At 68.2% G+C, this 14,169-nt stretch carries 14 protein-coding genes and 2 riboswitches; of the genes, 7 read left to right on the top strand and 7 right to left on the bottom strand.

The window, feature by feature from the left end:
• Window positions 1-77: 77 nt before the first annotated feature.
• The 5 genes from gcvPB to ACT009_RS15800 form a co-directional block, all read right to left on the bottom strand.
• Entirely contained in the window at window positions 78-1,655 is a 1,578-nt protein-coding gene (gene gcvPB, locus ACT009_RS15820; protein WP_445192014.1) for an aminomethyl-transferring glycine dehydrogenase subunit GcvPB, read from the bottom strand.
• Entirely contained in the window at window positions 1,652-3,010 is a 1,359-nt protein-coding gene (gcvPA, locus tag ACT009_RS15815; protein ID WP_445194121.1) for an aminomethyl-transferring glycine dehydrogenase subunit GcvPA, read from the bottom strand. Before gcvPA ends, gcvPB begins: the two co-directional genes overlap by 4 nt.
• A gap of 51 nt (window positions 3,011-3,061) precedes the next feature.
• Window positions 3,062-3,433 (bottom strand): glycine cleavage system protein GcvH, encoded by a 372-nt coding sequence (gcvH, locus tag ACT009_RS15810; RefSeq protein ID WP_445192013.1) that lies wholly within the window; start codon window positions 3,431-3,433, stop codon window positions 3,062-3,064.
• Complete coding sequence (gene gcvT, locus ACT009_RS15805; RefSeq protein WP_445192012.1) at window positions 3,434-4,597, bottom strand: glycine cleavage system aminomethyltransferase GcvT; 1,164 nt, start codon at window positions 4,595-4,597, stop codon at window positions 3,434-3,436.
• Between the two features lie 56 nt (window positions 4,598-4,653).
• A riboswitch (glycine riboswitch) is annotated at window positions 4,654-4,768 on the bottom strand.
• Window positions 4,769-4,856: riboswitch (glycine riboswitch) on the bottom strand.
• 79 nt (window positions 4,857-4,935) lie between these two features.
• Complete coding sequence (locus ACT009_RS15800; RefSeq protein WP_445192011.1) at window positions 4,936-5,574, bottom strand: hypothetical protein; 639 nt, start codon at window positions 5,572-5,574, stop codon at window positions 4,936-4,938.
• Between the two features lie 131 nt (window positions 5,575-5,705).
• On the opposite strand from ACT009_RS15800, the gene ispH reads away from it, so the two are divergent.
• Genes ispH through rnhA form a run of 3 tightly spaced genes read left to right on the top strand, consistent with a single transcriptional unit; the run spans window position 5,706 to window position 8,056 of the window.
• Entirely contained in the window at window positions 5,706-6,662 is a 957-nt protein-coding gene (gene ispH, locus ACT009_RS15795) for a 4-hydroxy-3-methylbut-2-enyl diphosphate reductase (RefSeq protein WP_445192010.1), read from the top strand.
• The gene (gene thrB, locus ACT009_RS15790) at window positions 6,663-7,613 is read left to right on the top strand and encodes a homoserine kinase (protein ID WP_445192009.1); all 951 of its coding nucleotides are present in this window, start codon (window positions 6,663-6,665) and stop codon (window positions 7,611-7,613) included. It begins immediately after the preceding gene.
• The gene (gene rnhA, locus ACT009_RS15785; RefSeq protein ID WP_445192008.1) at window positions 7,610-8,056 is read left to right on the top strand and encodes a ribonuclease HI; all 447 of its coding nucleotides are present in this window, start codon (window positions 7,610-7,612) and stop codon (window positions 8,054-8,056) included. The genes thrB and rnhA overlap by 4 nt, the downstream gene beginning before the upstream one ends.
• Window positions 8,057-8,189: 133 nt before the next feature.
• On the opposite strand, the gene ACT009_RS15780 is transcribed toward rnhA, so the two are convergent.
• Window positions 8,190-9,287, bottom strand: coding sequence for an NAD(P)/FAD-dependent oxidoreductase (locus ACT009_RS15780; RefSeq protein WP_445192007.1), 1,098 nt, complete (start codon window positions 9,285-9,287; stop codon window positions 8,190-8,192).
• Window positions 9,284-10,252, bottom strand: coding sequence for an alpha/beta fold hydrolase (locus ACT009_RS15775; protein ID WP_445192006.1), 969 nt, complete (start codon window positions 10,250-10,252; stop codon window positions 9,284-9,286). The genes ACT009_RS15780 and ACT009_RS15775 overlap by 4 nt, the downstream gene beginning before the upstream one ends.
• Window positions 10,253-10,291: 39 nt before the next feature.
• On the opposite strand from ACT009_RS15775, the gene ACT009_RS15770 reads away from it, so the two are divergent.
• The 4 genes from ACT009_RS15770 to ACT009_RS15755 are packed head-to-tail and all read left to right on the top strand — an operon-like array spanning window position 10,292 to window position 14,169.
• Window positions 10,292-10,768 (top strand): A24 family peptidase, encoded by a 477-nt coding sequence (locus ACT009_RS15770; RefSeq protein ID WP_445192005.1) that lies wholly within the window; start codon window positions 10,292-10,294, stop codon window positions 10,766-10,768.
• 50 nt (window positions 10,769-10,818) lie between these two features.
• Window positions 10,819-11,886, top strand: coding sequence for a Flp pilus assembly protein CpaB (cpaB, locus tag ACT009_RS15765; RefSeq protein ID WP_445192004.1), 1,068 nt, complete (start codon window positions 10,819-10,821; stop codon window positions 11,884-11,886).
• Window position 11,887: 1 nt separating this feature from the next.
• Window positions 11,888-13,516: a type II and III secretion system protein family protein gene (locus ACT009_RS15760; RefSeq protein WP_445192003.1), complete on the top strand. Its 1,629-nt coding sequence runs from the start codon at window positions 11,888-11,890 to the stop codon at window positions 13,514-13,516.
• 17 nt (window positions 13,517-13,533) lie between these two features.
• Complete coding sequence (locus ACT009_RS15755) at window positions 13,534-14,169, top strand: CpaD family pilus assembly protein (protein ID WP_445192002.1); 636 nt, start codon at window positions 13,534-13,536, stop codon at window positions 14,167-14,169.

Here is a 14,169-nt window from a genome sequence, read left to right as displayed (position 1 = left end):
TCGCATCGTCGACCCGCGTTCCCCACGCACGCGCGTATAGGTGCGACTTTTGTGACTCTTCGGCGCGATCGTTTCGGCTATTCCGCCGCCTCCGCCAGTGCCCGTTCCCTCCACACCAGCACCGGCTTGCGCGCTGCCAGCGTCTCGTCGAGCCTGCTGCGCGGTGCGAAATGCGGGGCGGATTTCAGCGCCTTGTCGCCGGCCTTTGCGCGCTCCGCGACCGAACGCAGCGCGCCGATGAACTGGTCGAGTGCCGCCTTGCTCTCGGTTTCGGTCGGCTCGATCAGCATCGCGCCATGCACCACCAGCGGGAAATACATCGTCATCGGATGATAGCCCTCGTCGATCAGCCCCTTGGCGACGTCGATCGTGGAGAAGCCCGCCGCGAGACCGTCGTCGCTGAACAGCGCCTCGTGCATGCACGGCCCGCTATGCCCGAACGGCGCGTCGAGCGTGCCGTCGAGCGAGCGCAGCACGTAATTCGCGTTGAGCACCGCATCCTCGGCGACCTGGCGCAAGCCGTCGGCGCCGTGGCTGAGGATGTAGGTCAGCGCGCGCGTGAACATCCCCATCTGGCCGTGGAATGCGGTCATCCGGCCGAACGTCAGCGGGTGTTCGTCGCCCGCGGTCTCTTCCTCGACCAGCGTGAGATGCCCGTCCGCATGCCGCGAGGTAAACGGCAGCGGCCCGAACGGCGCCAGCGCCTCCGACATCACGACCGGGCCAGATCCGGGACCACCGCCGCCGTGCGGGGTCGAAAAGGTCTTGTGGAGATTGATGTGCATCGCGTCGATGCCGAGATCGCCCGGCCGCACCCGGCCCACGATCGCGTTGAAGTTGGCGCCGTCGCAATAGACATAGCCGCCGATCGCATGGACCGCGTCGGAGATTGCCTTCATGTCGCGTTCGAACAGTCCGCAGGTGTTCGGATTGGTGATCATCACCCCCGCCACGTCGGGCCCGAGCCGCGCCTTCAACGCCTCGGTATCGACCCGCCCCTCGCTGGTCGCGGGGATATCCTCGACCTGGAACCCCGCGAACGCCGCGGTCGCCGGGTTGGTGCCGTGCGCGCTTTCGGGCACCAGGATGACCTTGCGGTGGCCCTCGCCCCGCGCCTCGAGCGCCGCCTTGATCGCGAGGATGCCGCACAGTTCGCCATGCGCGCCAGCCTTGGGGCTCATCGCGACGCCGTGCATGCCGGTCAGTGTGATCAGCCACCGCGCCAGTTCGTTGATCACGCCGAGCGCACCCTGCACCGTGTCGACCGGCTGGAGCGGGTGGATGTCGGCGAAGCCCGGCAGCCGCGCCATCTTCTCGTTCAGTCGCGGATTGTGCTTCATCGTGCACGACCCCAGCGGGAATAGCCCCAGATCGATCGCGTAGTTTTGACGGCTGAGCCGGGTATAGTGCCGCACCGTCTCCGGCTCCGACAGACCCGGCAGGCCGATCGGCTTGTGCCGGAACAGCCCGCCCAACTTGTGCTCCTGCATCTCGCCAGACTGGTCGGCGAAATCCACACCGGTCGTCTCGCCGTCGCCGATCTCGAAGATCAACGCCTCTTCAAGCATCAGCGCCTTGTTGCCGGTCGAGGTCGCCGCCGCGCCGTCGCCCTTTTCGGGCGCGCCGGGGCGCCAGCCGCTTGCGTTGATCGTCATGCCAATACCTCCTCGAGCGCCGTCGCCAGCGCCTCGACATCCTCGGGGGTGGTTGTTTCGGTCACCGCGACCACCAAACCGTTCGCGAGTTCCCCCTCACCGGGATAGAGCCGCCCCAGCGACACCCCGGCGAGGATCCCACGATCGGCGAGCGTGCGCACCACCGGCCGCGCCTCGCTCGGTAGTTCGAGCGTGAATTCGTTGAAGAACGCGTCGTTGACGACCCGCACGCCGGGCACCTTTGCCAGCCGCGCCGCCGCTTCGGCCGCGCCCTGGTGGTTGATCGCCGCCAATGTCCGCAGCCCCTTTTCGCCCAGCAGCGTCATGTGCACGGAGAAGGCCAGCGCGCAGAGCCCGCTGTTGGTGCAGATGTTCGACGTCGCCTTTTCGCGGCGGATGTGCTGCTCGCGGGTCGACAGCGTCAGCACGAAGCCGCGGCGCCCGTCGGCATCGACCGTCTCGCCGCACAGCCGCCCGGGCATCTGCCGGACATATTTGTCCTTGCACCCGAACAGCCCCACATACGGCCCGCCGAACTGCAGCCCGACGCCGATCGACTGGCCCTCCCCGACGACGATGTCCGCGTCCATCTCGCCCGGCGAGCGGAGCGCACCGAGTGAGACCGGCTCGGTAACGACCGCGATCAGCAGCGCCTTGTGCTCGTGGCACTTGGCGGCGAGTGCCGACATGTCGGCTACCCGGCCGAGGATGTCGGGATATTGCACCACCACGCACGACGTATCGTCGTCGATGCGGTCGGCGAGCGTCGCGAAATCGGTGTCGGGACCGAGATCCGGCACCGCGGTCTCCAGCTGGTCGCCGGTGAACTTCGCCATCGTCTTCGCGACCGAGACGTAATGCGGGTGCAACCCCGCCGACAGGATCGCCTTGCCGCGCCGGGTGATCCGCCGTGCCATGCCGATCGCCTCCCAGCATGCGGTCGAGCCGTCGTACATCGACGCGTTGGCGACGTCGGTGCCGAGCAGCCGTGCGACCTGCGTCTGGAACTCGAACAGCATCTGCAGCGTGCCCTGCGCAATCTCGGGCTGGTACGGCGTGTAGGCGGTCAGGAACTCCCCGCGCTGGATCAGGTGATCGACCGAGGCGGGCACGTGATGCCGGTATGCGCCGCACCCGAGGAAGAACGGCGCCTCCCCCGCCGCGAGGTTTTGCCGGGCGAGCGCCGACATGTGGCGCTCGACCGCCAGTTCGCTGGCATGCATCGGCAGGTCGCGGATCGGGCCGTCGAGCCGGGCCTCCTCGGGCACGTCGACGAACAGGTCGTCGATCGAGGATGCACCGATCACGGCGAGCATCGCGTCGCGGTCGGGCTGAGTAAGCGGCAGGTAACGCATCATATGATCTCCCCCCTCCCGCGTGCGGGAGGGGTCGGGGGAGGGAAGTTTCTAAAGCTTCTCGACGAACGCCGCATAGGCGGCCTCGTCCATCAGCGTGTCGAGCTCGCCCGCATCGGACAGCGTAATGCGGAAGAACCAGCCCGCGATTTCGGGATCGGTGTTCACCAGCGCGGGTTCGTCGGCGAGCGCCGCGTTACCCTCGACGACGGTGCCCGAAACCGGCGAGTAGACGTCCGACGCCGCCTTCACCGACTCGACCACTGCGGCCTCGTCGCCCTTGGCGATCCGCTTGCCCGCTTCGGGCACATCGACGAACACGATGTCGCCGAGCTGGCCCTGTGCATAATCGGAGATGCCGACGGTGCCGACATCGCCGTCGACGTCGATCCATTCATGGTCTTCGGTGAAGTAACGGCTCATCTACTTGGCTCCTGCTCGGACATAGCGGTGGGGAACGAAGGGCATCTCGGCGACCGTGGCGCGGTGGACCTTGCCGCGTTGAGCGATCCGCACGACCGTGCCCGCGGTGGCGAGTGCGGCGGGAACATAGGCCATCGCGATCGGCGCCCCCAGCGTCGGCGCGAAGCCGCCGCTAGTGACCTTGCCGATCTCGCTGTCGTCGTCGTCCACCACCGCGGCGCCTTCGCGAACCGGCTGGCGACCTTCGACGATCAACCCGACGCGCTTCGCCACCGGGCCTTGCTCGCGCTCCATCAGGATGCGGGTAGCGCCCGGGAAGTCGGCGGCTTCGCGGCGACGCTTGCTGCCGATCGCGAAGCCGAGTCCGGCCATGATCGGTGTCACCTCGGGATCCAGATCGTGACCGTAGAGCGGCAGATCCGCCTCCAGCCGCAGCGAATCCCGTGCGCCAAGCCCGATCGGCTTCACCTCGGGCTCGTCGGCGAGCAGCGTGGCGACGCGGTCGGCGGCCTCCGCGGGGATCGAGATCTCGAACCCATCCTCGCCGGTGTACCCCGAGCGACTGATATAGGCGTCGGCACCCGCGATCGTGAACCGCCCGCCGCGCATGAAAGTCAGCGCCTCGAGCGGGTAGTCGCCGCCGACGTGCCGCTTCAGCACCGCGAACGCCTGCGGCCCCTGCAACGCCAGCAGCGCGCGGTCGTCGAGATGATTGATCGTGATCGCGTCGGGCAAATTCTCGCGCAGATGCGCCAGATCGTCATATTTGGTCGCGCCATTGACGACCATGTAGATTCCGCCTGGCCAGCGCGAGATCATCAGGTCGTCGAGGATCCCGCCACCTTCGTCGAGCAGCAACGAATAACGCTGAGCGCCGAGCGTCAACCCCGCGACGTCGGCCGGGATCAGCGCCTCGAGCGCCGCGTCTAGGCCATCACCAGACAGCAGCAACTGGCCCATGTGGCTGACGTCGAACAGCCCGGCCGATTCGCGGGTCCACAGATGCTCGGCCATGATGCCGTCATACTGGATCGGCATCTCGTAGCCCGCGAACGTCACCATCCGCGCACCACGCGCCCGATGCCATGCGTCGAGCGGCAACAGCTCGGTCTCGGGTGCGACGTAATCGTCGGCTTGGTCGATGAGGTTGCTGTGGTCGCTCATGCCGGCTCTCCGTCGAAGGGACGACCGCCTTCGGGCCCGCAGACCCGGCAACGATCGATACCCCCTCTGTCGCGGAAACCTGAGAGCTTTCGCCGCGACGCCCGGAGGCGCGCGGCTTACCCCTTCGGTGGGCGGATCCTGAAAGAACCAGCCGCTTTCCAGAGTGTCGATTCGGCCCGCGCGGTCCGTTTGCCTGAGAGATTCCGGGGTGGTTGCTCCTTCGGCGGCCCATTGATGGGCTCTCTCCCGCGCGGTCCCATGCCGGTTGCCCGGCATCGACGCGTCAGGCTCTGGCGTGCCGTCCCGACCGAGTCAATCGGTCATCGGGGCACCTCGCATCAACGCGTCGCGTTATATTTCAGCTGTTCGTTGGTGAGCTGGAAACCGACCAGCGCCTCGAAGCTGGCCCGCAGCACCGCGGCCCGCACTTCGGGGCGCGACAACGGGTCGACCGCCGCATCCTGATCGCCCGCCTTGCGGCGCTTGGTCAGCTGGTTGCGGACCTCTTGGCTCAGCGTCGCCGCGGCGCGGGTGATCTGGGTCGAGGCGGTGCCGCTGGTGTGCCCGCGCGTCTGCCCCGCGTCGAAATGGACCCCTACGCGTCCGATCCGCTTGGCGACCACGGCGTTGCCGCCGCGCACCACGGTGATGAAGAACGGCAGCGTGACGTCGCGCGCTGCGCCGGCGCGGGCGCGGCGTGCATCGACATCGAAGGTGACCGTCGTCACGATCTGCTCGCCCGCGTCGTTGCAGGTCGACCGCAGGTTGCTGATCGTCGCGGTCAGATCGATCGCATTGCTGTCGGTGCTGGTGACCGGATCGAACAACGTGACGTCACCGGTGCCCGCCGGCAGTGCGACCACCGGGCAGGCGGATCGCACCGCGTTGATGCCGCCGCTCGGGTCGATATCCCCCTTGCTGGAGCATCCACCGAGGACGAGCGCGAGGGCGGAGCAGCCGATCGGGATGATTTTCACGGGAACGCGTACCTTTTCGAACGGCCTCGGCCGGGCGTGGGAAACTGCGACGATCCGCCGCTCCACTCGTGCGCAGCATCATAGGAAGCGGCTTCACCCCGCGCAAGCAATCGCGTAGAGCAGACCCCATCATGGCATTGACCGAGAAACCCGCCCTCGACCTGCTGATCGCCGCGCCGCGCGGCTTTTGCGCCGGGGTCGACCGCGCGATCCGCATCGTCGAGCTCGCGATCGAAAAGCACGGCGCACCCGTGTTCGTGCGGCACGAGATCGTCCACAACAAATTCGTCGTAGACAGCCTGAAGGCGAAGGGCGCGGTCTTCGTCGAGGAACTGGACGAGGTGCCCGACGGCGCCCCCGTCGTCTTCTCCGCGCACGGCGTGCCGAAATCGGTTCCGGCGGAGGCCCAGGGCCGCGGCCTCGACTATCTCGACGCGACCTGTCCGTTGGTTTCCAAGGTTCACCGCCAGGCTGAACGGCTGGTGGCGAGCGGCCGGCACATCGTCTTCATCGGCCATGCCGGCCATCCCGAGGTGATCGGCACCTTCGGCCAGGTGCCCGCAGGCTCGATGTCGCTGATCGAGACGGTCGCGGATGCCGAGACCTTCGCCCCCGCCGATCCCGCCAACCTCGCCTTCCTGACCCAGACCACGCTGTCGGTGGACGACACCGCCGAAGTCGTGCGGACGCTGCAGCACCGCTTCCCGGCGATGCAGGCGCCGCGCGGCGAGGACATCTGCTACGCGACCTCGAACCGCCAGGCCGCGGTGAAGGCGATCGCCGCAAGCTGCGATGCCTTGCTCGTAATCGGCGCGCCGAATTCGTCGAATTCGGTGCGACTGGTCGAGGTCGCGGAACGCGAGGGCACGCCGGCGCGGCTGATTCAGCGCGCGGCCGATCTCGACTGGAGCTTCCTCAAGGGCGTCGGCACGCTCGGCCTCACCGCCGGGGCATCCGCGCCCGAGCTGCTGGTGCGCGAACTCGTCGCCCGTCTCGCCGAGCGTTACGAGATCCGCGAACGCGAAGTAGAAACCACCCGTGAGACGATCGCCTTCAAGCTGCCGCGCGGCCTCGACGCCGCCGCATAGATGGCGGTCTATACCCATGTCTCGGCAGAGGCGCTCGGCGCCTTCCTGGCGCGCTACGATCATGGCGAACTGGTTTCGGCCAAAGGGATCGCCGAAGGGGTCGAGAACTCCAACTACATGGTCGACACCACGCGCGGCCGCTACATCCTGACACTCTACGAAAAGCGCGTCGCGGCGGGCGACCTGCCCTTCTTCATGGCGATGCTCGATCACCTCGCCGCGCGCGGCAATCTCGTCCCCCGCGCCTTTGCCGACCGTGACGGCACGCTGATCCAGACGCTGGAGGATCGTCCCGCCTGCCTGATCGAATTCCTGCAGGGCGTGTCGGTGTCCTTCCCGACCCCGGCGCAGGCGCAGGCCGCCGCCGCCGCGATGGGGCAGATGCACCGCGACCTCGCCGACTTCACCGGGACCCGGCCGAACGCGCTCGGGGTCGGGAGCTGGCGACCATTGCTGGAACGCTGCGGCCGCGATCTCGACACGATCGCGCGGGGGCTGTTCGACCGCATCGACACCGCGCTGACTACGGTCGAAGCCGAGTGGCCCGCCGACCTGCCGGTCTCCGCGATCCACGCCGATCTCTTCCCCGACAACGTTCTGATGCTTGGCGACCGGGTGACCGGGCTGATCGACTTCTACTTCGCCTGCACCGAGATCCGCGCGTACGACTTCGCCGTGCTGCACACCAGCTGGGCCTTCGACTCGACCGGCGTGCCACTCGATCCCGCGGTCGGCCGCGCGCTGGTCGACGGCTACGCCTCGGCATTCCCGATCTCGGCCGCCGAGCGCGCCGCCTTGCCGGTGCTGGCGCGCGGCGCCTGCATCCGCTTCCTCCTTACCCGCGCCTGGGACTGGCTCAACACCCCCGCCGATGCGCTGGTGACGCGCAAGGACCCGCTGGCCTATCTGCGGCGGCTCGACGCCTATGAAGCCGGGACGAGTTTCTCATGATCGATGTCGAGATCGCCACCGACGGCGCCTGCAAGGGCAATCCCGGCCCCGGCGGCTGGGGCGCGGTGCTGCGTTTCGGCACCGCGGAGAAGGAGCTGTCGGGCGGCGACCCCAACACCACCAACAACCGCATGGAACTGACCGCCGCGATCGAGGCGCTGAACGCGCTGGTGCGGCCCTGTTCGGTCAAGCTGTCGACCGACAGCCGCTATGTGATGGACGGCCTCACCAAGTGGGTCGCCGGCTGGAAACGCAACGGCTGGCGCACCGCCGACAAGAAGCCGGTCAAGAACGCCGAACTATGGCACGCGCTGATCGCCGCAGCGGAACCCCACAAGATCGAATGGATCTGGGTGAAGGGCCACGCCGGCCACCCCGACAACGAACGCGCCGACAAACTGGCGAGCGACGCGGCCGTCGCGGCGACGCCGGGGCGGCGGTAGGATCGTCTGACCGCGGTTCAGCGTCGATGACCGCCACTGATGCGCGCCGCGAAGGCGAGAGCGCAGTAGTTGCCCCCCCTCGCGGGGACACATGGGACGGTACGCCTTACAGAGGCAGTACCGACGACGCCCGCTAGACCTGTAACTTCGCCTCAAACCGCGCCGGCGAATACTGCTCCAGATCGATCCCCCCGATCGCAGCATCCGGCGCCCGCCCCAGCAGCAGCGCCGCACCGACCATCGCCGCAGCGGGAGCGGTCTGGATCCCGAAGCCCCCTTGCCCCGCGCACCAGAAGAACCCAGCCACGGTCGGATCGTAGCCATAGACCGGCCGACGGTCCGGCGCGAAGCTGCGCAGGCCCGCCCAACGGCGCTCGACCGCGGCGACGCGCCAATCGAGCACCTGTTCGAACCGGTCGATCGCAACGGCGACGTCCAATTCCTCGGGCTGGGCGTCGCCCGGCTCCGCGGGGATCTCGTCGTGCGGGCTGAGCCACAACCGGCCTCCCGGTTCGGGCTTGAAGTAGAAGCGCCCACCGATGTCGGCGACCATCGGCAAGCCATCGGGCGCCGCGGGATCGGTGCGCAGCTGTACCATTGTGCGGCGATACGGCGCGATGCCGATCGGGGCGGCGCCCGCGAGCCGCGCCACCGGGTCCGCCCACGCCCCCGCCGCATCGACCAGGATTCGCGCCTGGAACGCCCCTGCGCGCGTCGTCAGCGTCCACACGCCGTCGCGACGCTCGGCGGCCAGCAGTGCCGCACCGGTGGCAAGCACGGCGCCGCCGCGCCGCGCCACTGCAAGCGCCGCCGCATGCAGCGCGGCAACGTCGATATAGGCGCAGCTCGGCTCCCACACGCCGAGCGTCCATTGCTCCCGCAAGCCGGGGACCGTCGTCGCCGGATCGACCCGCTCCAGCACGACGTCGGTGTCCGCGAACGCCGTCACGAAGTCGTCGATTGCGGCGGCGTCAACCGCGGTGCCGATGTGCAGCGATCCCATCGGCGACAGGAACCCGCCGCCGTCGAACGCGGCGCGCGAGGCGCTCGTCAGCGGCTGGATCGCGGGACCGCCATAAGTCTCCGACCAGAACGCCGCCGACCGTCCGGTCGCGTGATAGCCGGGCATGTCCTCGGCCTCGAGCAGCAGCACACGGCCATCCGGCACCAGTTCGGCGGCGAGTGTAGCGCCCGCGATCCCGGCGCCGATGATCGCGACGTCGTGGATCACCGCGCCGGCGCCCTCAGGTCGAGAAAGCCATCGATCGCGGCCAGCGCGCGATCGCGGACGCCATCCGCCTCGCGTAGGATTTCATGCGCGGATCCGTCGCCGAAGCGGAGCATCTCGACATCGGGCAACGCCGCCGCGACCGCCGCGGCAGCGCGCGGATCGACCAGCGCATCCGCATCGGCGACCAGCATCAGGACGGGCGTCTTTACCGCTTGCAGCCGCGGATCGGCGCGCTGCTGACGGGTCGACGCGAACGCCGCGACCAGCCACGCCCAGCTCGGCGGCCCCAGGCGGAGCGTCGGCGCCCCGCGATACCAGTAAATCTCATCCTCGTAGCGCGACTTGTCCTTGGTCAGCAGCGGCTGCCGATCGATCGCGCCGGGCCGCTCGTGCCCCTTCCACGCCGGCCGCGCCGCATCGCCCAGCGAGCGCATCGCCCGAGCCAGCCGCTCGCCCCAGATCGCTCCGACGGGCGATCTCAGGCCCAGCATCGGCGCGATAAGGACGGCGGCATCGGGATCGATCGCTCCCTCGACGATTGCACGCAGCACGAGGTGTCCGCCCATCGAATGACCCATGACGACGTGCGGCCCCGGCGTCGCGGCGCGCCAATCGTGCCACAGGACGCTCAGATCGTCCACGAACGGCGCGAAGCTCGACGCATGCCCGACATGCGGGTCGGCAGTCGTCCGCCCCGAGCCGCCCTGTCCCCGCCAGTCGAACGAGGTCACTGCCCAGCCGGCATCGTGCCAATGCGTCATCGCCTCGAGATACTTCTCGATGATGTCGCCGCGCCCGCCCTGGAACAGGACGGATCCGCGTACCGTGCCCGCAGGCACAGGCCAATCAAACCGACGGAGTGGCCAGCCATCGGATGCCGTCCACGACGACATCGCCGCCTCCGCCGGCAAGGCGCGGCGGAAACGGGCCGGATCGGGCGGGCTCTGATCGATCATCGTCATCATGGTTACGTTTTCGAAAGCGCTGACGTCTACGACGACGTGATGGCGTGGAATGATTATCTCGGAGCGTTCGCGATCGTCGCCCTGGCGTCCCTGCTGTTGTCGGCGGGTATCCAGGACATCCGTACCCGCGAAATCGCCAATTGGAAGAGCGGGGCGATCGTCGCGCTCGCGCCGGTCTGGTGGCTGGCACACGGCCTGTCGCTCTATCCCGATGTGGCGGTCCAGTTCGCGCTCGCCGCAGTGGTGCTCGCGATCTTCTTCGCGGCGTTCGCAATGGGGTGGATGGGCGGCGGCGACGTCAAGCTGATCGCCGCGCTGGCGCTGTGGCTGCCGGTCGGCACCTTCATGACGATGATGATGGTGATGTCGATCGCCGGCGGCGTCGTCACCCTGGCGATGATCGTCGAGGGCAGAGTGCGCCGAGCCTCCGGTGCGATCGAGGTGCCGTATGGCGTCGCGATCGTCTTCGCGGCACTGATGTCCATCCGCGAACCGATTTTTAACCGTTTTCTGTGAAATGCTTAATCCCGGATCAACCTACGGCGCTCCGAAAGGCCCGATGAGACATGGATAGTCGCAAGATAGTTCTGCTGGTAGGCGCATTGTTCGTCGCCGCCATCACGGCATTCTTCGCCCGCACGCTCATCGCGGGGAGCGCGGCACCGCAGGCCGCCGCAGCAGGCGTCACCGCGCCGGTCGATGGGCCCGAGGTGCTCGTCGCCACGCGCGCGCTGCCGGTCGGCACGATCCTCGACGCCACCGCGTTGAAGTTTCAGCCCTGGCCGAAGGAGCTGGTCGACGGCGCCTATTATTTGAAGGCGCAGACCGATCTCCGTACGCTTCAGGGCACCGTGGTCCGCAACGCGATCACCGCAGGTCAGCCGCTCACCCAGGGCGCGCTGGTCAAGCCCGGCGACCGTGGTTTCCTCGCCGCGGCGCTCGGGCCCGGCATGCGCGCGGTGACCTTTCCCGTCTCGGCCCAAACCTCAGTCGCGGGCTTCGTCTTTCCCGGTGACCGCATCGACGTGGTGCTGACCTCGACCGTTCCCGGCGGCGGCGACGGCGCCCCGCTGAAGGTTTCGGAGACGGTGATGCGCAACGTCCGCGTCCTCGCCACCGATCAGCGCACCGACAACAGCGTAGGCGAAGACGGCAAGACCGTCGTCCGCACCTTCGGCACCGTCACGGTCGAGGCGACGCCGAAGCTTGCCGAACAGCTCGCGGTCGCACAGACGCTCGGCGCACTTTCGCTCTCGCTTCGTTCGATCGCGGACAACAATGCCGAACTCGAGGAAGCGATCGCATCGGGCCGCGTGAAGGTCCCGGCCAATGGCGACGCCAAGGCGGAAAAGGACATGCTCGTCCAGCTCGCCAGCCAGCCGAACACCGGCCGCTCCACCTTCGCCACCGGCGCCGACGTCTCGCGCTACCAGCGCAGCACCGTGCCCGGCAAGCCGCCGGTCGCCACGATCGCGCCGATCGTCGAGGGGCCTACAGTCCGGGTCGCTCGCGGCAATACCGTCGAGGTCGTGCCGGTCGGTGCACGCAACAAGAACACCATCATCTCCGCGACGCCGCCCGCACCCAGCATCCACGGCGCGACGGCAAACAGCCCGGCTCAGGGGAACAACTAAGATGCGCATCTCGCTTTCCCCAATCGGCATGCCGCTGGCCGTGGCGCTCGCCGCCGCTGCCGTCGTCGGCGCCGGCGCTGCCCCCGCCCAATCGGGCCGATCGACCGCGGCGCGCCCGACTGCATCAGTATTTCAAGTCAACACCGGCCGCGGTCGCCTGATCACGCTGGCACGCCCGATGTCCGACGTGTTCGTCGCGGATCCCGGCATCGCCGACGTCCAGGTGCGCTCGCCAACCCTACTCTACGTCTTCGGCAAGAAGGCCGGCGAGACGACGATCTCCGCGACCGCGAAGAGCGGTGCGGTGGTGTATGCGACGACCGTGCGGGTCGGCGACAATTACGACTCGATCGGGTCGATGTTGAAGCTGGCGATGCCCGATGCGAAGGTCGTGGCGACGCCGATGAACGGCCTGGTTCTGCTCACCGGCACCGTCGCCGGGCCCGAGGACGCAGCCGAGGCCGAACGCCTGGTGCAGGCGTATGTCGGCGACTCCGCCAAGGTGCTCTCGCGGCTGCGCACCGCGACGCCGCTGCAGGTCAATCTCCAGGTCCGCATCGCCGAGGTGAGCCGCAGCTTCGTCAAGAACATCGGCAACAACCTCACCAGCCGCGACACCACCGGCGGCTTCCAGTTCGGCATCCAGAACGGCAATGCCGGCACGATCAATGCCGCGAGCACGGCCGGCCAGCCGACCGTCGACGTTTCCAGTTCCTACGGCCTTCCCGCAGGTTCGGTGAAGCTGCCCTTCGATCCGTACAGCGGCAAGCTGTCGAACCCGAACGCGGTCCAGAACACCTTTAAGCAGGGGGCCCAGCGCACCACGCTCGGCCTCGCCGGTCGGCTACTCGGTCTCGACCTGCTCGGCACGATCGATCTCGGCGAGACGTTGGGACAAGTATCGACGCTCGCCAATCCGAACCTGACCGCGCTGTCTGGTGAGACCGCGACCTTCCTGGCGGGCGGCGAAGTGCCGCTGGTGATCAGCCAGGGTTTCGGTACGCAGACAGTCGAGTACAAGCAGTACGGCGTCAGCCTCGCCTTCACCCCCACCGTCCTGTCCGACGGCCGGATCAGCATGCGCGTGCGCCCCGAAGTCTCGCAGCTCACTGCCGCGGGATCGGTCACGCTCGGCGGCACCGTCATCCCCGGACTCAGCACCCGCCGGGTCGAGACCACGCTGGAGCTTGGTTCGGGGCAGAGCATGATGATCGGCGGCCTGCTGTCGAACAGCCACGACAATTCGATCGACAAGACTCCGGGCCTCGGCGACGTGCCGGTGCTCGGCGCGCTGTTCCGCTCCAACGGCTGGAAGCGCAACGAGACCGAGCTGGTCGTGATCATCACGCCCTATCTGGTCAAGCCGGTCGACAATATGGGCGACATCGCGCTGCCGACCGACGGCTACAAGGCACCGACCGACCTAGGTCGCGTGCTGCTCGGCCAGGTCGGTGGCGGGGTCACGGGCGGTCGCCGCCCGGTGCCGACGATGGCGACTGAAACCGCACCGCCCACGATCGGCGCCAACGCACCCGCAGCGCCCATGCCGGTGGCCGAACCGCGCAAGCAGGTCGCCGACAAGCCCAAGTCGAAGAAGGGTGCGACTCCCGCACCCGGCTTCTCCAACTGATCCGAGGTCAAGCCACGATGATCAAGCGTACGCTCCTCCTCGCCTCGCTGGCACCGGCCACGCTGGTCGGCGGCTGCATGGGCACCCAGAACCGCGGACTGGAATCGGTCCATCAGCCGGTGGTGTCGCGCAGCGATTACGCGCTCGACCTCGCGACTGCTGGCGGCAGCCTCGCGAGCGGCGAACGTCAGCGCCTCGCCGGCTGGCTGGATTCGATGCATCTGAGCTTCGGTGACCGGGTCGCGATCGACGATCCCGCACGCGAAGCCGGCAAGGCCCGCGGCGAGATCGCGGGCGTCGTGGCGGGCTACGGACTGTTGCTGAGCAGCGACACGCCGATCACCGCCGCCGCGGTAACCCCCGGGTCAATCCGCGTGGTGATCAGCCGGATGCGCGCCGGGGTGCCCGGATGCCCCGATTACAGCCGCAACTCGAGCAACGAGTTCGACAGCAACACCTCGTCGAACCAGGGCTGCGCAGTCAATTCGAACCTCGCTGCGATGATCGCGCGGCCGGAGGATCTCGTCCACGGCCGCTCCACCCAACAAGGTGAGGACTCCGCCGTGTCGAGCAAGGCGATCGCCGAATACCGCAAGGCGACGCCGACCGGCCAGGGCAACGTGGTGAAGTCCGAAAGCTCGAAGGGCAACTAA

The organism is Sphingomonas sp. Tas61C01 (genome assembly GCF_052567495.1).
The sequence above is the reverse complement of the archived record's forward strand: the minus strand, read 5'-3'. Positions and strand labels throughout refer to the sequence as shown.